The sequence below is a fragment of the Lentzea xinjiangensis genome, from assembly GCF_900110955.1.
Classification (GTDB): Bacteria; Actinomycetota; Actinomycetes; order Mycobacteriales; family Pseudonocardiaceae; genus Lentzea; species Lentzea xinjiangensis.
In genome coordinates, this window is the sequence record NZ_FOFR01000024.1 from 78,082 (window position 1) to 97,071 (window position 18,990).

The window sequence follows — 18,990 nt, forward strand, 5'->3', positions numbered from 1 at the left end:
GTTCGCACATTCGAACAGCCCGACCAGTAGTGGAATCCACAGCTTCTGGACCACGGGGGTAACGGGGTTGCTCCGTGCGGAGGCCTGGTGTCGCGTCGGGACACGCGAACTCTGGGGGAGCTGCTAGATGTACGACGGCGTGTCGGGCGGGTCACTGGTGCGGGAGCTGATCCGCACGCGGTTCCCGCGCCGGGACGGCCTCCTGGCCGCCGTGCCCGAACCGCTGGAACCGGGCGAGCCCACCGAGATCCACCCCCGCCACTGGACGGTGGTGCGCAGGTTCGGCGGCGACCCGCGGCTGCTCGCCCTGTGGCAGGAGGTGCTCGACGCCCGCGGCCGTGCGCGGTTCCGGCGCGAGCTGGACGAGTTCGGCGACGCCGCGTGGGTGCGGGCGCGGGGCTGGGCGCTGGAGTTCGCCGTGTCGGCGTTGCCGTACTACCGCGACACCAACCCGTTGCGGGCCGGCAACGCCCGCCACACCTACGGCTGGATCGGGAAGCGACCGCTCCGCCACCGCCAGTGGCGGCCGGCCCGCAGGTGGTCGACGACGGCGCGCTGGAGCACCGTGCGGCGGGGCAGCTCGTCGAGCGGGGTGGTCAGGGTGCGGAACACGAAGCGCAGCACCTCGACGTCGGCGTCGATCCCCTCCGGCTCGGCGTAGGGCTCCAGCTCGAACCTCTGCTGGAAGCGGACGATGTTGGAGTCCGCGGGCAGGTACTCCAGCAGCTGCGGGTCGAGCAGCCACGAGCCGCAGGAGAACTCCGCGTACTCCTCGTCGGAGAAGTGCCGCGGGAAGAACGCGCGGGCTTCGTCGAGCGACGCGTCGACCGCCTGCGGCGTCAAGGGTCCCGAGTCGGGGATGTGCAGGCCGATCGTGGAGCCACCGCGGTGGTGCTGCAGCCGGCCGAGCTCGTAGACGCCTCCGCGGGAGTGCAGGGTGAGCCAGCTCTGCATGACCGGCCACCCCTCGCCGCGCATCCGCCGGTCGATCGCGAGGTTGCGGCCCAGGTCCGCCAGCGTTGCCCACGACACGGCGTCGGCGATGCCGTGGTCGCGGTGGTAGGTCCTGGCGTCGCCGACCAAGGCCAGGTACGCGTAGACGTAGAGGTGCCGCCAGGCGAGGCCCCGGGCACGCGGCAGCTCCGGGCCCGGTGGCAGCCAGTCGTGGCCACCGAGATCGGCGCGCACCAGGGCGGTCGAGCGGTCGAGCAGCCAGCGCAGCTCCTCCGTCCACAGTGGAGAGCCCGGGTCCGGCCAGCCCGCCATGACCTCGGCGGCGTCGTCCGGCCGCACCCCGAGCCGGTCGAGGAGGGCGGGCGCGTCGGCCTTCGCGGGCAGCGGAGCCGCCGGCCGGTCACCGGCGAGGCGGTGCACGCGCTCCACCTGTTCGACGGGAACTCCGAGCCGGGCGGCGGTGTTCTCCAGGTCCACGCCGCGATGCTACCGGCGCCGTCCACGCCGTTCGGCCGTGTAGTCCACTATGGACAGACGAGGCTTGTGGGCGTGAACGCTGCCGGGTGAGACGCCGTGTGCTCGGGGTGTCGAGATCGTTCCCGGCCCGCGGAGCCTCCTGGAGTGGATCGCCCGCGGGCGCGCCGGACCACCGGATGACCTCGCGGGCCGAGCGCCCGGCCGGGCGTGGCCGCTCGGCCCGAGGCCATAGCACACAGCGCCATCCGCGAACCGGCGTAATGCGCCCCGCCATCTGGGGTCATTCGTCAGGTTACGTAGATGAGAAAGTTTCACTACGCCTCTCGACGGCGCCTCCGATCTGTGCGTACGGTGACTGCGCACTAACTGTACCGGCCAGTAGTAACCCGAGCTGAATTCCTTTCTCCCCACCCTGCAGGGTGAGGAAGCGAGCGCAGTGAACATGTCGTCGGATCGAGAACGGGTGCTGTGCCTGAGTCCCTTCAGCACCCCCAACCCGGCCCTGGTGGTCGCCGCCGAACGCGCCGGCGCGCTCGGCGTGCTCGACCTCGGGCCCAACGCCGCGGCCGACCTCGCCCGCGTCACCGCGCGCCACGCCGGCGCGTTCGGCGTCCGGCTGCACGGGCCGTTGACCGTTCCTCTGCCCGAGACCGTCGACACCGTGGTCGTCGACCTCTGCCGAAACGATCCGGCAGAGCACCTTCTTCAGCACCCTGACCTGCGTGAACGTCGTATCCTGGCGGTGGTCACCTCGGTGGCCGAGGCCGTCGCGGCGATCGAGGCCGGTGCCGCCGGGCTGATCGCCAAGGGCGCCGAGGCTGGCGGCCGGGTCGGCGGTTCGCCCGCGTTCGTGGCGCTCCAGCAGGTGCTCGCGCTGACCGATCTGCCCGTTTGGGCGGCTGGATCGATCGGGCCGGACACGGCGGCCGCGGCGATCGCCGGCGGCGCGCGCGGCGTGGTGCTGGAAGGCCAGCTCACGCTCGTCGCGGAGGTGCGAAAACACATTTCCGGGGAAATTGTCAACGCGGTCCGCGTGATGGACGGCGCCGACACGGTGGTGAACGCCGGGTTGCGGGTGCATGTTCGTCAGAACACGCTCGAAATTGGTCAAGAAGGCGCGTTCGCCGAATTCAACCGCGTCTCGTTCGGTACCGCCGGAGGCCTCGTCGGCGCGATTCAGCGGGGGATTCGCGACAATCTCGCGCACGCGGGCGAGCACCGCCCGATCCGGGCCGGCGGGCCGTTCTGCGACCGCGTACCCGGCCTGCGCTACCCGATCGCCCAGGGCCCGATGACGCGGGTCAGCGACCAGCCGGCGTTCGCCGCGGCCGTCGCCGAGGGCGGCGCGCTGCCGTTCCTCGCGCTCGCGCTGATGGAGGGCGCGGCGGTGCGGGAGCTGCTGGACGAGACCGCCGGGAAGCTCGGCGACCGGCCCTGGGGCGTCGGCCTCCTCGGGTTCGCGCCACCGGACCTGCGGGCGCGGCAGCTCGAGGCGGTGCTCGCGGTCCGTCCGAAGTACGCGATCGTCGCCGGAGGCACTCCCGCGCAGGCGCAGCAGCTCGAGGACGCCGGCATCGAGGCGTTCCTGCACGCGCCGTCACCCGCCCTGCTGCGCCGGTTCCTCGACGAGGGCGCGCGCAAGTTCGTCTTCGAGGGCTCGGAGTGCGGTGGGCACACCGGGCCCAGGACCAGCTTCACCCTGTGGCAGCAGCAGATCGACGTGCTGCGCGGCCGCGGGAAGGAGCTCGGCGACGTCACCGCCCTGTTCGCGGGCGGCATCCACGACGCCCGGTCGGCCGCGATGATCTCCGCGATGACCGCGCCGCTCGCGGCACGGGGCGCGGCCATCGGCGTGCTGGTCGGCACGGCCTACCTGTTCACCGAGGAAGCCGTCGCGCACGGTGCGATCGAGCCGGTGTTCCAGCAGGTCGCCCTGGAGTGCGAGGACACCGCGCTGCTGGAGACCTCGCCCGGTCACGCGGTCCGGTGCGCCCGGACGTCCTACGTGGACACCTTCGAGCAGGCCCGCGCGGAGCTGGCCGGCCTGCCGAAGCAGGAGAGCTGGGAACGGCTCGAGCAGCTCAACCTCGGCCGGCTCCGGCTCGCCAGCCGCGGCCTCGTCCGCGGAGAGAGCGGTCTCACGGAGGTCGGCGAGGACGAGCAGCGCCGCGAGGGCATGTTCATGATCGGTCAGGTCGCCACCCTCCGGTCCGAACGCACCACGATCGCCCGGCTACACCAGGACATCGTCTCCGGTGTGCTGCCCGATGGCAGTGCCGAGGAGGCCGGGCCGCGGCCGCTGGACGTCGCCATCGTCGGCATGGCCGCGATCATGCCCGGTGCCCGCGACGTCGCCGAGTTCTGGGCGAACGTCCTCGCCGGCACCGACTCCATCACCGAGGTCCCGCCGGACCGCTGGTCGCCCGACCGCTACGGCAGCCCGTTCCGCTGGGGCGGCTTCCTGCCGCGCACGGCGTTCGACCCGCTCGCCTACGGCATCCCGCCCACCTCGCTGACCTCCGTCGAACCGGCGCAGCTCCTCGCGCTGGAGGTGTCGGCGCGGGCCCTGCGGGACGCGGGCTACGAGACCAGGGTCTTCGACCGCGAACGCACGTCGGTGATCTTCGGCGCGGAGGCCGGTGCCGACCTCGCCAACGCCTACACGGTCCGCAGCGCGTTGCCCGCCCTGGGCATCACCGGCCTCGACGACCACCTGCCCGCGCTCACCGAGGACTCGTTCCCCGGCGTGCTCGGCAACGTGATCGCGGGCCGCGTCGCGAACCGGCTCGACCTCGGCGGCGCGAACTACACCGTCGACGCCGCCTGCGCCTCCAGCCTCGCCGCGCTCGACGTGGCGTGCAAGGAGCTCGTCGGCGGCACCAGCGACATGGTCCTGTGCGGCGCGGTCGACCTGCACAACAGCGCGCACGACTACCAGATGTTCGCCTCGGTCAAGGCGTTGTCCGCGAAGGGCCGGTGCGCCACGTTCGACTCGGCGGCGGACGGCATCGCGCTCGGCGAGGGCGTGGCCTGCGTCGTGCTGAAGCGGCTGGCCGACGCCGAACGGGACGGCGACCGGGTCTACGCGGTGATCAAGGGCATCGGCGCGTCGAGCGACGGCCGGTCGCTGGGCCTCACCGCACCGCGCCCGGAGGGGCAGCAGCGCGCGTTGCGCAGGGCGTACGCCGCCGCGGGCGTGCCGGTCACCGAGGTCGGCCTGGTCGAGGCGCACGGCACCGGAACCGTGGTGGGCGACCGGACCGAGCTGGCCTCGCTCACCAAGATGTTCTCCGGCGTCGAGCCCGGCGCCTGCACGATCGGCTCGGTCAAGTCGCAGATCGGCCACACCAAGTGCGCGGCGGGCCTCGCCGGCGTGATCAAGGCGGCGCTGGCCGTGCACACCGGTGTGCGGCCCGGCACGTTGCACGTCAAGCAGCCCAACGCCTTCTGGGACGCCCGGACCAGCCCGTTCGCCTTCGGACACCGCACCTGGGCGAGCAGGAACCGGGTCGCGGGCGTGAGCGCGTTCGGCTTCGGCGGCACCAACTTCCACACCGTGCTCGCCGGCTACTCCGGCGCCGACGAGCCGCGCCACGGCCTGACGGTCTGGCCGGCCGAGCTGTTCCTGATCCGCGGCGAGGACCAGGCCGCCGCCCGGCGCGAAGCCGCCCGGCTGGCCGCGCTCGCCGACGATCGGACGCCGCTGCGCTCGCTGGCCGCGGCGTGCGGCACCGGCGGCACGGTCCAGGCGGCGTTCGTGGTCAGCGACCACGAGGGATTGCGCGCGGCGCTCGCGGACGTCGAGGCCTGGCGTTCGTCCGAGACGGTCCTGCTGCGCTCGGGGGAGCGCCCGAAGATCGCGTTCCTCTACCCCGGCCAGGGCAGCCAGCGACCGGGCATGCTGCTGGACCTCCTCACGGCCTTCCCACGGCTGCAGGACTTCGTGGACACCCGGTACGAGCGGGTGATGTACCCGCCAGCCGCGCTCACCGCCGAGGACATCGCGAGGCAGCGCGCGGAGATCACCGACACCCGCAACGCGCAGCCGGCGCTCGGCATCGCCGGGCTCATGGTCACCGCGCTGCTCGACTCCGTCGGTGTGCGGCCGGACCTGGCCGGTGGCCACAGCTACGGCGAACTGGTCGCGTTGTCGGCGGCCGGCGTCTTCGGGCCCGACGAGCTGCTCGACCTCAGCGCCGCACGGGCCGAGGCGATGCTGGACGCCGTCGGCGAGGACCCCGGCACCATGGCCGCGGTGTCCGCTCCACTGGCCGAGGTCGAGGCGTTGCTGCCGCCGGACGTCGTGGTGGCCAACCACAACGCGCCCGAGCAGGTCGTGATCTCCGGACCGACCGCGGCCGTGCACGACGCCGTGGCGGTCCTGGAGAACGCCGGGCTCACCGTGAAGAGCATCCCGGTCGCCGCCGCGTTCCACAGCCCGCTGATGGCGGGTGCCCGCGAGCGGTTCGCGGACCGGCTCGCCGCGGTGTCCCCGCGCGAGCCGCGGTTCCCGGTGTGGTCCAACGCGTCCGCGCGGCCGCACACCGACGTGCGGGAAGGACTGGCCGCGCAGCTCGCGGGCCGGGTGCGGTTCGTGGAGCAGGTCGAGTCGATGTACGAGGCCGGCGCGCGGATCTTCGTCGAGGCCGGGCCGGGCGGCGTGCTGACCTCGCTGGTGGGCAGGACCCTCGGCGACCGGCCGCACCAGGCGCTGCGCTGCGACGACCACGTGACGTTCCTGCGCACGCTCGCGGCGCTCGCGGTCGCCGGTGTCGAGGTGGACACCGCACCGCTGTTCGAGGACAGGGCCGAACCGGCGACGGCCGTGCCGCCGCGGCCCAGGTGGTACGTGGATGGAGGACTCGTGCGGGACGCGAACGGCGATGCCCTGCCCGGCGGGCTGCGGCCCGCGACGGAGTTCCCGACGCTGCGGGTGGGAGCGGGAGTGGGGCGCGACGAGCTCGTCGAGAAGTTCCTGGACGGCATGCGGGACGCCGTGAGCGCCCAGCGCGACGTCCTGCTGAGCTACCTCGGCACCGCGCCCGCGTCGCCGGCGCAGCCGGTCCGGCAGGTGATCGACCAGCCCGTCGTCGTGGCGGAGCCGGTGGTGGACCCGGTGGCCGGGCCGCGGGAGGACGTGGCCTCGGTCGTGCTGCGGACGATCAGCGCCCGCACGGGTTACCCGGCGGAGATGCTGCAGCCGGGGCTGGACCTGGAAGCGGACCTGTCGATCGACTCGATCAAGCGGACCGAGATCGTCGGTGAGCTCGTGGCCGAGCTGGGCGCCGCCGGGTCGGTGGACGAGCTCGCGCAGCTCAAGACCATCGAGGGCATTGTCGGCTGGTTCGGCTCGGCACCGGTGGCCGCGCCTGCCGGCAAGGACGTGCGGGCCGTCGTGCTGCGGACGATCAGCACGCGCACGGGCTACCCGGTCGAGGTGCTGCAGCCGGGCCTGGACCTCGAAGCTGACCTGTCGATCGACTCCATCAAGCGCGCGGAGATCGTCGGCGAGCTCGCCCAGGAGCTGGGGGCGACCGGCGCGGTCGACGAGCTGGCGCAGCTCAAGACGATCGACGGGATCGTGGAATGGTTCGGTGACACCTCGGCCCTCCCCGCCACGCCGGTCGCACCGGCCCTGCCCCTGGCGGGAGGGAAGCTCGTCCGGCTCGTCCCGCAGGTCGTGCCGTGCGAGCCGGCCGAACCGGCCGACCTCACCGGGAAGACCGTGCTCATCATCGACGACAACGGCATCGGCCTCGAGCTCGCCGACCTGCTCGAACGCCACACCGCCCGGCCGCGCGTCGAGCCGTCGTTCCCGGCCGACCTGACCGGCGTCGACGTCGTGGTCCGGCTCGGTGCCCGGCTGCCGGAGTCGTTCAGCGAGGTCAAGGCCTGCCTGACGAACGGCGTCGCGCTCGTCGTGGTGACCACCGGCGGCGGCACGTTCGGCTTCGACCACACCCCCGACGAGCTGCCGGCCGACATCGGCCTGCACGGCCTGGTCCGCACGGCCGCGCTCGAGTACCCGGACCTGGTCGTGCGCGCGGTCGACGTCAACCCCAAGGAGAGCCACCGCGACATCGCCACCGCGCTGCTCGCCGAGATCGGACCGGGACCGGCCGTCGTCGGCTACCACGCGGGTCGGCGCCAGGTGATCGAGGCTGTACCGGCGGAGCTCACCCCCGGCACCCTCGCTGACGGCAACCCGGGCCTCGACGCCGACAGCGTCGTGCTGCTGACCGGCGGCGCCCGCGGCATCACCGCGCTGGTGGCGGTGGAGCTCGCCGAGCGCACCGGTTGCCACGTCGAGCTGATCGGCCGCACGCCGATCGCGCAGGAGGACCACCGGCTCGCCGCGGCCACGACCGAGCCGGAGCTCGTCAGGGCGCTGTTCGAGCTGGGGGAGAAGGACGACGTCCCGGCCGCGGCACGCCGGGTGCTCGCCGGGCGCGAGGTGCGCCGGACGCTGGAACTGCTGCGCGCCAAGGCTTCCTCGGTGCGCTACCACCAGTGCGACGTCACCGACGCCGAGGCGGTGCGTGAGGTCCTCGGCGACATCAAGGCGAGGTTCGGGCGGCTCGACGGCGTCATCCACGGCGCGGGCGTGCTGGACGACAAGCTCATCGAGGCCAAGACCCAGGAGTCGTTCGACCGCGTCTGGGCCACGAAGGTCAACGCCGCCACGGTGTTCGACGAGGGCTTCCTGGTCCTGTTCGGCAGCGTCAGCGGCGTGTTCGGCAACCGCGGCCAGGCCGACTACTCGGCCGCCAACGACGCGCTCGACCGCATGGCGCGGTTCTGGGGCGGGCAACGACGGGTCGTCGCCGTCGACTGGGGCCCCTGGGCCGGTGCGGGCATGGCCGTCGGGCTCGCCGGCGAGTACGCGCGCCGCGGTGTCGCGCTGATCGAGCCGCGGCACGGCGTCGACGCGCTGCTCGCCGAGATCGCCGCCGGCCAGGACGTGCAGGTGGTCTACCGATGGGAGGCGTAGCGATCGTGGGGATCGGCGCCGTCTTCCCCGGCGCCCCCGACGCCCCGGCGTTCTGGCGCAACATCGCCGCGGGCGTCGACGCCATCGCGGAGATCCCGAGCGGCCGCTGGGACCCGGCCACCTACTACGACCGGAACAGCACCACCGGCGACCGGTTCTACTGCCGCCGCGGCGGGTTCGTCGACGACCTCGCCGAGTTCGACCCGACCAGGTTCGGCATCATGCCGTCCACCGTGGACGGTGCGGAGCCCGACCAGCTCCTCGCGCTCGCCACGGCGGCGGAGGCCATCGCGGACGCCGGCGGCGAAGCGGTGCTCCCGGCGAGGGACCGCGTCGGCGTGGTCGTCGGCCGCGGCGGCTACCTCACGCCCGGCTGCGCCCGCCTCGACCAGCGGGTCAGGCTCGCCGACGAGGTCGTGTCGGTCGTGCGGGACCTCTTCCCGTCCCTCGCCGGGGGCGACCTCGACGCGGTCCGCAGCGCCATCCGCGACAAGCTCGGCCCCGAGCAGCCGGAGTCGTCGATCGGCCTGGTGCCGAACCTCGCGGCGTCGCGCATCGCCAACCGCTTCGACCTGCGGGGCACCGCGTACACGGTGGACGCGGCCTGCGCGTCCGGCCTGGTCGCCGTCGAGCACGCGGTCCGCGAGCTGCGGGAGGGCCGCGCGGACGCCATGCTCGCCGGAGCCGTGCACGTCTGCCACCACCCGACGCTGTGGAGCGTCTTCACGCAGCTCCGGGCGCTGAGCCCGAGCGAGCGCATCCGGCCGTTCGACGCGAGCGCGGACGGCACGCTGCTGTCCGAGGGCGTCGGCATGGTCCTGTTGAAGCGCCTCGAAGACGTCGGCGACGAGCGGGTCTACGCGGTGATCCGCGGCGTCGGCACCGCGAGCGACGGCCGTGCGACGAGCATGATGACGCCGAACCCCGAGGGCCAGCTCCTCGCCGTGCGACGGGCCTGGGCCAACGCCGGTCTCGACCCGCGCGAGGACGGTCCGGGGCTGATCGAGGCGCACGGCACGGCCACCCCGGCCGGTGACGCCGCCGAGCTGCGGACGATGATCGCCGCGTTCGGCGGTGAGGGCGACGAGATCGGCATCGGCACCGTCAAGTCGATGATCGGCCACGCGATGCCCGCCGCCGGCATGGCCGGGCTGATCAAGGCCGCGCTCGCGTTGCACCACAACGTGCTGCCGCCCACCCTGCACGTCGAGCGGCCGCACAGCTCCTTGCGGGGCACCAGGTTCACGCCGGTCGCGGAAGCCCGCGCGTGGAGCGGGCCGCACCGCGCGGTCGTGAACGCGTTCGGGTTCGGCGGGATCAACGCCCACGCGGTGCTGGACGGCCACACGATCGCCAAGCCCCGCAAACAGGTCATGACGTTCGCCGCGGACACCGCGGAGGACCTGGCCAGGGCCCTCGAACAGCGCCGCACCTCCAGCGCCGACCGCGCGTTCCGCCTCGCCATCGGCAACCCGGACGAGCGCAAGCTCGAGCTCGCCGCCCGCGTGCTCGCCCGCGGCAAGGCCTGGCCGGGCCGCCACGACATCTGGTTCTCCCCGCAACCGCTGCTGACCGGCACCGACCAGGTCGCGTTCCTGTTCCCCGGCTTCGAGCGCGAGTTCGGCGGGGAGGTCGTCGGCCACGCGGTCAAGCTGCTGCAGGACGGCCGCCGCGAGGCGCGCGAGCTGATGGCGCTCGGCATCACCCCCGGCGCCCTCGCCGGGCACAGCATGGGCGAGTGGACCGCGATGGTCGTCGGCGGCATCTACCCGACGATCGACGAGTTCGTCGCCGCGCTCGGCCCCGGCGCCGTCGCGGTCGTCGACATCGCCTACGCCGCTCTGGGGTGCTCCGCCGGCACGGCCGAGCGGCACCTGGTCGACGGCGTGACGGTCAGCCACGACAACTGCCCGCACCAGTCGGTCATCTGTGGCCCGGCCGACCGCCTCGACCAGGTTCTCGCCACTCTCAAGGCCAACGGCGTGATGGCGCAGCTCATGCCGTTCCGCACCGGCTTCCACACCCCGGCGCTCACCCCGTACCTGGGGCGGGCCAAGGAGATGCTCGACCGGCTACCGGTCCGCGCCCCGGACGTCCCGGTGTGGTCGGCGAACTCGCTGGCACCGATGCGCGTGGACGAGGTGCGGGAGCTCGTCCTGCGCCACCTCGTCGAACCGGTGAGGTTCCGGCCGCTGCTCGAACGCCTGCACCGCGACGGCTTCCGCGCGTTCGTCCAGATCGGTCAGGGCAGCCTGACCGGGTTCGTCGGCGACACGCTGTCCGACCGCCCGCACCTCGCCGTGAACGCCGACATCGCGCCGGAGGCCCTGTGGGTCTTCGGGCTCAAGCGCGGCACGGCCCACCGGGTCCCGCTGCGGCTCGGCACGCCGAAGATCACCCTGGAGCCGCTCGGCGCCGAACCGGTGCTCGTCGCGGGCGACGGCCCGATGGCGGCCGCGGTCGGCAAGCTCCTCGCCCACACCACCGCCGTCGCGCGCGAGGTCGCGGGTGCGCTCCGGCCGAACGAGGCGGCGTTCACCCGCGAGTTCTCCTTGCGCACCATGCCCGAGCTCGTGGACCACTCCGTGTTCCCGCAACCGCCGGGCTGGCCGGACCTCGCCGACGGGTTCCCGATCGTGCCCGCGACCGGTCTGCTGGAGGTGTTCGCCGACGCCGCCCGCCGGCTCACCGGTGGCACCGTGCACGGCTTCGCCGGGGTCAGAGCGAAGCGCTGGTTGACGGCGCTGCCGGCGACGACGGCGCGGATCTCGGCTCGCGCGGAGAACCCGGCCAGGGTCGTCGTCAAGGTCGGCGACTACGCCGAGGGCGTCGTGCTGATGGCGCCGGTGCCCGCCGGGCTGTCCGGCGAGCGGCTGCGCGGTGTCCGCGCGGCGCCGGTGTCCGCCGGCGAGCTCTACCGGGACAACTGGATGTTCCACGGACCGGCGTTCGCGGGCGTCACGGAGATCAGCTGCCTGGCGGACAACGGGATCGCCGGTGTGCTGACCCCGCTGCCCGCGCCGGGAGCCCTGCTGGACAGCGCCGGGCAGTTGATCGGCCACTGGATGCAGGTCACGCACGCGGTCGACCAGACGGTGCTGCCGACCGGCATCGACCAGGTGTCGTTCCACGGACCGGCGCCCACCGGTGACGTCCGCTGCACGGCGTGGATCCGCGAGGTGACCGCCCAGACCATGGTCGCCGACGCCGAGCTGACCGCGGGCGGGCGGCTGTGGTGCCGGATCACCGGCTGGACCACCCGCCGGTTCACCACCGACGACCGGATCTGGCAGGTGAAGCTCCGGCCCGGCACCGAGATGCTGTCCACCAGGGACGGTGACCGGCTGCGGGTGCGGGAGAACTGGTCCGACAGCGCGACCAGGGACCTGATCATGCGCCGGTACCTGAACTCCGCCGAGCGGCAGCACTACGGCGGGCTGGACGTGCCGGCGCAGCGGGACTGGCTGCTGCGGGTGATCGCGGTGAAGGACGCCGTGCGCGCGTCGCTGTGGGACCGCGGGGCCGGGCCGGTCTACCCGGCGGAACTGACCGTGACCGCCGACGGGAAGGTGCGCGGCGCGTTCGCCGTGCCGCAGGTCGAAGTCGTATCCGGACAAGGCGAAGCCGCCGCCCGCGTGAGGACGGAGAAGTGATGGACGAGGTGCTGCAGCAGGTCGCCAAGATGATCGCCGAGGTGGTCGGGCCGGACTTCCTGCCGGTCGGGGAGATCACCCGCGACACCACGTTCAGCGACGACCTCGGGCTCGAGTCGATCGAGTTCGTGGCGCTGGCCGACAAGCTCAACGCCCATTACGGCGTCGACCTCGTGGCGTTCCTCGCCGACATGGACATCGACGAGATCATGGCGATGTCCGTGGGCCGGCTCGTCGACCACATCACGGCTCGTGTCTGACGTCCACGCCCGGGGGTTGCGCTTCCACGTGCAACGGCTCGGGCCGGCGGACCGGCCGGTCGTGGTGTTCGTGCACGGCCTGGTGATGGACAACCTGTCGAGCTTCTACTACACCCTCGCCGCACCGCTGGCGCAGGCCGGCTTCGGCACCGTGCTGTTCGACCTGCGCGGGCACGGCCTGTCCGAACGGCCGCCCGCCGGGTACACGCCGGAGGAGAGCGCGCTCGACCTGATCGCCGTGCTCGACGCGATCGGGGTGACCGCGCCCGTTCACCTGGTGGGCAACAGCTACGGCGGCGTGGTCGCGATGCACGCCGCGGTCGTGGCGCCCGAACGGGTCGGCGGTGTCGTGCTCGTCGAGTCCGCGGTCGGGGGAGTGGTCGGCGAGGCGTGGTTCGAGGACATCACGAACACGCTGACCGTCGCCGCCCTGGGGCTCGAGTTCGACCGCACGCAGGACCAGCTGATGGTGCTGGGGCAGCGCAAGGTCGCGAAGCTCGCGGTGAACGCCGACGCGTTGCTCAACGGCACCACGCTGATCGACGACCTCGGCTCCGCCGCGAAACTCGACCTCACCCAGGTGCGGTGCCCGGTGCTCGGCGTCTACGGCGCGGAGTCGGAGCTCATCGGCGCGGCGGCGGAGCTGCGCGAGCGGATCCCGTCCTGCCGGTTGCACGTGGTGCCCGGGCTGGGGCACACGGTGCTGCGCGAGGCCACGGCCGAGCTGCTCGGCGTGCTGCTGGACTGGTTGCCGTCATGAGCCGGTTCCTGTTCGTGGTGCCGCCGCTGACCGGCCACGTCAACCCGACCGCCTCCGTGGGCGGCGAGCTGCTGGCGCGCGGGCACGACGTCGCGTGGGTCGGCCACCCCGGCACGCTCGCGCCCCTGCTGCCGGACGGCGCGCTGGTCTTCCCGGCGATCGACGACCGGCTGGAAGCCGAGATCCGCGCGAAGCGGCAGCGGTGGCTCGCGTTGCGCGGGATGGCGGTGCTCAAGTTCTTCTGGGAGGAGTTCCTCATCCCGCTCGGGCACGCGATGGTGCCGGGCACCCGGTTCGCGGTGCGGGGCTTCCAGCCGGACGTGGTCGTCGCCGACCAGCAGGCGCTGGCGGGACCGCTGGTGGCGAAGAACGCCGGCCTGCCGTGGGTGACCTCGGCCAGCACCTCCGCCGAGCTGGTCAACCCGCTCAGGACGATGCCCAGGGTCGACGCCTGGGTGCGCGGGCTGCTGCACGGCTTCGCGGGCGGTGACATCCGGTTCTCGGACCGGCTCGTGCTGGTCTACAGCTCCAAGGCGCTCGTGACCGAGGAGGTCGGGGACGAGGTCGCGTTCGTCGGGCCGGCCCTGACCCACCGCGTCGAGCGGGTGGGCTTCCCGTGGGAGCGGCTGACCGGCGGGCGGCGGGTCCTCGTCTCCCTGGGCACGCTGAACGGCCCGGCGGGGGAACGGTTCCTCGGCCAGGTGCTCGACGCGGTCGCGGACCTCGACCTGCAGGTGGTCATGGTGGCGCCACCGCGGCCGGCGCCGCCGAACGTGCTGGTGCGACCGGCCGTGCCGCAGCTCGCGCTGATGCCGCACCTGGACGCCGTCGTCACGCACGGCGGCCACAACACGGTGTGCGAGGCGCTGGCCCACGGGCTGCCGCTGGTCGTCGCACCGATCCGCGACGACCAGCCCACGGTGGCCGCCCAGGTGGTGGCGGCCGGGGCCGGCGTGCGGCTGACCTACTCGCGGGCGCGTGCCGCGGAGGTGCGGAGCGCACTGGAGTCCGTGCTGGACGAGCCGGAGTACGCGGCCGCGGCGGAGCTGGTGCGGGAGTCGTTCTCGGCGGCGGGCGGCGCGGGTGCCGCGGCCGACCTACTGGAGAAGGTGGTGGCCGGGTGACGCTCGCCGGAATGATCATCTCGGGACTGGTGGTGCTGGTCGTCCTGCTGGACGTCCTGCGCCTGCGTTCCCGCGCGGCCGGGCTGCGGGTGCTCGCGCCGGGCGCGGGCGAACACGCGCTGCTCACCGCGACCGGGGTGCGTCCACGGGGCTCGTGGGAGACCGACGACGACCTCGTGGACCTGGTACCGCCCGACCTTCCGGTGGTGGCCGCGCTGGACCTGCTCGGCGCGGTCGACCCGGCCCGGTACCGCGACGACCGGTGGGCGCGCGGGGTCAGCGCCGCGCAGGCCGTGCTGGTGCGCGAGGAGTACCGCGAGGACGTCGACCCGGACGACCCGACCGAGTTCGTCGCGTTCGTGCGGCGGGTCAAGGACCACGTGCACGCGCGGGCCGGCATCGCGGTCGCGCCGGGCCTCGAGGCCGGGCCGCACGACCTCGGCTACCGCGCGGCGACGTTGCGCCAGCTCGGCAAGCGGCCGTCGCTGTGGATCGCCGGCTCGGTCATCGGGTACGCGACCGTGGTGGCCGCCCTGGTCCTGGACTGGCGGTCGGGGCTCGTCGCGCTGGCCGCGTACTGGGCGCACCCGCTGCTGGTGTTCGCCGGAACGCCGCTGCGACCGCGCGACCTGTGGGTGCCGCGGCCGCTGCGCACGCCCTTCCTGTGGTTCGCCACGGCCGGGGGCAGGAAGTCCACGGCCGAACGTCGCCAGGCCCGGCACCTGGAGCAGGCCGCGCCCTGGTACGAGCAGAACCGCGGCCGCGACTTCCACGAGGACCGGCGCGAGACCTGCCCCTCCTGCGGCGGCTCCGACCTCCGGCGGTGGGTGACTGCCACGGACCTGGTGCAGCGCAAGCCCGGCACGTTCACGATGGACCGCTGCGTCCGATGTGGACACGTCTGGCAGAACCCGCGGCTGTCCGAGGAAGGTCTCGGCTTCTACTACCGCGACTTCTACGACGGTCTCGGCGAGACGTCGGCGGAGGCGGTGTTCTCCGGCAAGACCGAGCCGTACTACGGCCGGGCGCGCATGGTCGAGCCGTTCACGACACCCCGGCGGTGGCTCGACGTCGGCTCCGGCCACGCGCACTTCTGCCTGGGCGCCAAGGAGGTGCTGCCGGCGACGGTGTTCGACGGGCTCGACCAGGGCGCGGCCATCGAGGACGCGGCCAGGCTCGGGCGGATCGAGCGGGCCTACCGGGGCAGCTTCAAGGACTTCGCGGGCGAGCTCAGGGGCCGCTACGACGTGATCAGCATGCACCACTACCTCGAGCACGTGCGCGACCCGTGGGAGGAGCTCGACATCGCGGCGGACGTGCTGCCCGACGGCGGGTACCTGCTGATCGAGCTGCCGGACCCGGAGTGGCGGCTCGGGCGGCTGTTCGGTCGGTACTGGATGCCGTGGTTCCAGCCGCAGCACCAGCACATGATGCCGATCGGCAACCTGGAGTCCGCCCTCGCCGAGCGCGGACTGACCACAGTGGCCACCGAACGCGCGAAAGCCCACCTCTGCAACGACTTCACGCTCGCGCTGCTGCTGTTCCTCGGCAACGTCGCGCCGCGCACGCCCGCGCCGTGGCGCCCGGAGCGGGTCCGGCTGCGCAGGACCCGCAGCTTCCTGGTGTGGTCGCTGGGCATCCCGGCGTTCTTCGTCGCCGTGGCGCTGGACCAGACCGTGAACCGGTTCCTGGCGCGCCGCACCGGCACCGGCAACGCCTACCGGCTCCTGGCCAGGAAGACGTCGTCATGACCGACATCGCGGACCGGCCGGAGATCGCGCCGGAGCTGAGGCTGGTGCCGCACGCGTTCCGGCGCACCTTCGGCCGGCCCGCCGAGGGCGTCTGGTACGCGCCGGGGGTGCTGAACCTGCTCGGCGGCGCGGTGCGGGTGCCCGCCAAGTGGGGCGCGATCGTGGCGGGCGACCGGCGTGACGACGGCCGGCTCGAGCTGGTGTCGGTGAACCGGCCCGCCGAACGCGCCGTGCTGCCCTCGGACGAGCTCCCGCCGTGGGCGGCTCCGGTGGCCGGCAGCTCCGGCGGCGCCACGCTGATGTGCAGCGTCGACCTGCCGCGGGGCAGCGGCCTGTCCGCGGGGGAGGCACTGCGCACCGCTGTCGCGCTGGCGCTGCGGGACCTCGCGGGCGAGCGGTTCGACGAGCCGCCCGCGGTGGACCTCGACCTGCCCGGCCGGCGGCTGCTGGTGGTCGACACGCGGATCCGGCGCGCCGAGCCGCAGCGGGAACGCCCGTTCACCCCGGGGACCGGTGATCTCGGCGAGGAGCTGACGGCGTACCACCACGCCCAGGACCCGGATCCCGAGCAGGACGCGGTGGTGCGCGCGGCGCTCGCCGCCGGGGCGCACGGCGCGAGCACGCTGGTCGACCCGCCGGGCAGGCCCGCTGTCGCTCTCGTCGACGCCGACCTGGTCCCGGCGGTGAAGAAGGCGATCACGAGGGCGGTGGAGGTCCCTCCCCGCTACCTCACGATTGTCCCCCGTCCCCTCGGCGGCTTCGGCGTCGCCTAGAACTGCGGCTTGACCGTGAACTCCGCCCGGCGGAGGTCCTTCGAGCTCGGACCCACCAGGAGGACGAACTCGCCCGGCTCGACCACCCGGTTGCCGGCGGCGTCGACGATCGTGCAGGCGGCGACCGGGAGCTCCAGGGCGACCTCGACCGTCTCGCCCGGCGCCAGGTCGACCTGCCTGAACGTCTTGAGCTCCTTGTCCGCCCAGCTCACCGACGTGACGGCGTCGCTGACGTAGACCTGCACGGTCTCGCGCGCGGGCCGGGAGCCGGTGTTGGTCAGCGAGATGCACGCCTTGACGGTCTCGTCCGGGCGCAGCACCGCCGTCTCCACGTGCAGGTCGCCGTACTCGACGGTGGTGTACGACAGGCCCTCGCCGAACGCGAACGCCGGCTCCTGCGTGAGGTCGGCGTAGCGCGTGCCGTGCTGACCGCGGATCTGGTTGTAGTAGGTCGGCTGCTGGCCGGCGTGCGCCGCGAACGAGATCGGCAGCCGGCCGCTGGGCTCGACCAGGCCGTGCAGCACCTCGGCGATCGCGCGGCCGCCCTGCATGCCGGGGTTGGCGACCCACAGCAGCGCGGCGGCGTTGCGGGCCGACTCGGGCAGCACCAGCGGCTTGGAGGCGAGCAGCACGACGACCAGGGGCTTGCCGGTCGCGGCGAGCGCGTCCAGCAGGGCGATCTGGCCGCCGATCAGGTCGAGCGTGGCGGTGGAACGGCCCTCGCCGACCAGCTCGATGCGGTCGCCGACGACGGCCACCACGTAGTCGGCCGCCTCGGCCGCCGCGACGGCCTCGGCGATCAGGTCCGCGTCCGGCGGGCACGGCCGCACGATGGGCGGGCGCGGCTGGCCGTCCGGGAACGTGTCCCCGGCGGGGTCCGGCTCCAGCGTGAGGATGTCCGCGCCGCGCGCGTACGTGACCTCCTGCGACGACAGCTCGCGCAGGCCGTCGAGGACCGTGGTGATCATCTCGCGGGGGTGGCCGTTCGGCAGCCAGTCGGCCTGGCCGGACGAGCCGGCCCAGTCGCCGAGCTGGGTCTGGGCGTCGTCGGCGAGCGGGCCGACGACGGCGATCCGGCCCTCCGCCTTGCTGAACGGCAGCACGCCGTCGTTGCGCAGCAGCACCAGCGAACGGCGCGCGACCTGCAGGTTCAACGCCACGTGGTCGTCGTGGTTGATCATCACGCGCTGGCGCTCGGCGTCGGGCCTGCGCGGGTTCTCGAACAGGCCCAGGTCGAACTTGAGCGTCAGGATCCGGGTGACGGCGCGGTCGAGGTCGGACTCGGCCAGCAGGCCGTCCTCGACGGCCTGCAGAGCGCCCTCGAAGAACTGCGGGGTCGTCATGATCATGTCGTTGCCGGCCTTGACGGCGGCCGCGGCGGCGTGGGCGTAGTCGGGCTGCAGCTTCTGCTCCCAGACCATCCGCCCGACGTTGTCCCAGTCGGTGATCAGGGTGCCCCGGTAGCCCCACTCGCCGCGCAGGACCTCGTCGAGCAGCCACGAGTTGACCGTGATCGGGACGCCGTCGGTCGACTGGTAGCCGAGCATGAACGTCGCGCAGCCCTCGCGGGCGACCCGTTCGAACGGCGGCAGGAACCACGACCGCAGCTTGCGCCGCGACAGGTCGGCCTCGCTCGCGTCCCGGCCGCCCTGGGTCTCCGAGTAGCCGGCGAAGTGCTTGGCGGTCGCGAGGATCGCCGTCTCGTCGGCGAGGCCGTCGCCCTGGTAGCCGCGGACCATGGCCGCCGCGAGCTCACCGATCAGCACCGGGTCCTCGCCGAACGTCTCGTCGACGCGGCCCCAGCGCAGGTCGCGCGCGATGCACAGCACCGGGGAGAACGTCCAGTGCACGCCGGTCGCCGAGGCCTCCACCGCCGTGACCCGCGCGACCTGCTCGACGAGGTCCGGGTCCCAGGTGGCGGCCATGCCGAGCTGGGTGGGGAAGATCGTGGAGCCTTCGTAGAACGAGTGGCCGTGGATGCAGTCCTCGGCGATGAGCAGTGGCACCCTGAGCCGCGTCTGCGTGGTGAGGTCCTGCGCGCGCAGCACACGCTCGGGCGAAGTGTGCAGGATCGAGCCGACGTGCTTGCGCAGCACGTGGTCGTCCAGGTCCTCCCTCGAGTCCAGCTGCATCATCTGCCCGACCTTCTCGGGCAGTGTCATGCGGGCCAGGAGGTCGGCGACCCGCTCCGGGGTGGGCAGCGTGGAGTCGAGGTAGGGCACGTCGTCGCGATCCATGTGGTCTCCG

At 73.3% G+C, this 18,990-nt stretch carries 9 protein-coding genes; 7 read left to right on the plus strand and 2 right to left on the minus strand.

All coding sequences use genetic code 11. The features are described from left to right. Positions 1–480: 480 nt before the first annotated feature. Positions 481–1,431 (minus strand): acyltransferase domain-containing protein, encoded by a 951-nt coding sequence (locus BMW88_RS34910; RefSeq protein ID WP_089959441.1) that lies wholly within the window; start codon positions 1,429–1,431, stop codon positions 481–483. 442 nt (positions 1,432–1,873) lie between these two features. Here BMW88_RS34910 and BMW88_RS34915 point away from each other — a divergent pair, with 442 nt between their 5' ends. The 7 genes from BMW88_RS34915 to BMW88_RS34945 are packed head-to-tail and all read left to right on the plus strand — an operon-like array spanning position 1,874 to position 16,743. Further along, positions 1,874–8,422: a type I polyketide synthase gene (locus tag BMW88_RS34915; protein ID WP_089959510.1), complete on the plus strand. Its 6,549-nt coding sequence runs from the start codon at positions 1,874–1,876 to the stop codon at positions 8,420–8,422. After that, the gene (locus BMW88_RS34920; RefSeq protein ID WP_089959443.1) at positions 8,410–12,075 is read left to right on the plus strand and encodes a type I polyketide synthase; all 3,666 of its coding nucleotides are present in this window, start codon (positions 8,410–8,412) and stop codon (positions 12,073–12,075) included. Before BMW88_RS34915 ends, BMW88_RS34920 begins: the two co-directional genes overlap by 13 nt. After that, positions 12,075–12,335 carry an acyl carrier protein gene (locus BMW88_RS34925; RefSeq protein WP_089959445.1) on the plus strand — a complete coding sequence of 87 codons (261 nt, stop codon included), beginning with the start codon at positions 12,075–12,077 and terminating at the stop codon, positions 12,333–12,335. The genes BMW88_RS34920 and BMW88_RS34925 overlap by 1 nt, the downstream gene beginning before the upstream one ends. After that, positions 12,328–13,095: an alpha/beta fold hydrolase gene (locus BMW88_RS34930; protein ID WP_089959446.1), complete on the plus strand. Its 768-nt coding sequence runs from the start codon at positions 12,328–12,330 to the stop codon at positions 13,093–13,095. The genes BMW88_RS34925 and BMW88_RS34930 overlap by 8 nt, the downstream gene beginning before the upstream one ends. Further along, positions 13,092–14,219, plus strand: a complete 1,128-nt coding sequence (locus BMW88_RS34935) for a glycosyltransferase (protein WP_089959448.1) — start codon at positions 13,092–13,094, stop codon at positions 14,217–14,219. Before BMW88_RS34930 ends, BMW88_RS34935 begins: the two co-directional genes overlap by 4 nt. Further along, the gene (locus BMW88_RS34940) at positions 14,216–15,970 is read left to right on the plus strand and encodes a methyltransferase domain-containing protein (RefSeq protein ID WP_089959450.1); all 1,755 of its coding nucleotides are present in this window, start codon (positions 14,216–14,218) and stop codon (positions 15,968–15,970) included. Before BMW88_RS34935 ends, BMW88_RS34940 begins: the two co-directional genes overlap by 4 nt. After that, positions 15,967–16,743 (plus strand): hypothetical protein, encoded by a 777-nt coding sequence (locus BMW88_RS34945; RefSeq protein WP_089959452.1) that lies wholly within the window; start codon positions 15,967–15,969, stop codon positions 16,741–16,743. The genes BMW88_RS34940 and BMW88_RS34945 overlap by 4 nt, the downstream gene beginning before the upstream one ends. On the opposite strand, the gene BMW88_RS34950 is transcribed toward BMW88_RS34945, so the two are convergent. Next, complete coding sequence (locus tag BMW88_RS34950) at positions 16,740–18,980, minus strand: exo-beta-d-1,3/1,6-glucosidase (RefSeq protein ID WP_089959453.1); 2,241 nt, start codon at positions 18,978–18,980, stop codon at positions 16,740–16,742. The genes BMW88_RS34945 and BMW88_RS34950 overlap by 4 nt on opposite strands. Between the last annotated feature and the right edge of the window lie 10 nt (positions 18,981–18,990).

What these genes read in the sequence shown, in the direction of transcription:
- BMW88_RS34915 (WP_089959510.1), top strand. Translation starts at nt 1,874, where the DNA reads ATGTCGTCGGATCGAGAACGGGTGCTGTGCCTGAGTCCCTTCAGCACC.
- BMW88_RS34920 (WP_089959443.1), top strand. Translation starts at nt 8,410, where the DNA reads ATGGGAGGCGTAGCGATCGTGGGGATCGGCGCCGTCTTCCCCGGCGCC.
- BMW88_RS34925 (WP_089959445.1), top strand. Translation starts at nt 12,075, where the DNA reads ATGGACGAGGTGCTGCAGCAGGTCGCCAAGATGATCGCCGAGGTGGTC.
- BMW88_RS34935 (WP_089959448.1), top strand. Translation starts at nt 13,092, where the DNA reads ATGAGCCGGTTCCTGTTCGTGGTGCCGCCGCTGACCGGCCACGTCAAC.
- BMW88_RS34945 (WP_089959452.1), top strand. Translation starts at nt 15,967, where the DNA reads ATGACCGACATCGCGGACCGGCCGGAGATCGCGCCGGAGCTGAGGCTG.
- BMW88_RS34950 (WP_089959453.1), bottom strand. Translation starts at nt 18,980, where the DNA reads ATGGATCGCGACGACGTGCCCTACCTCGACTCCACGCTGCCCACCCCG.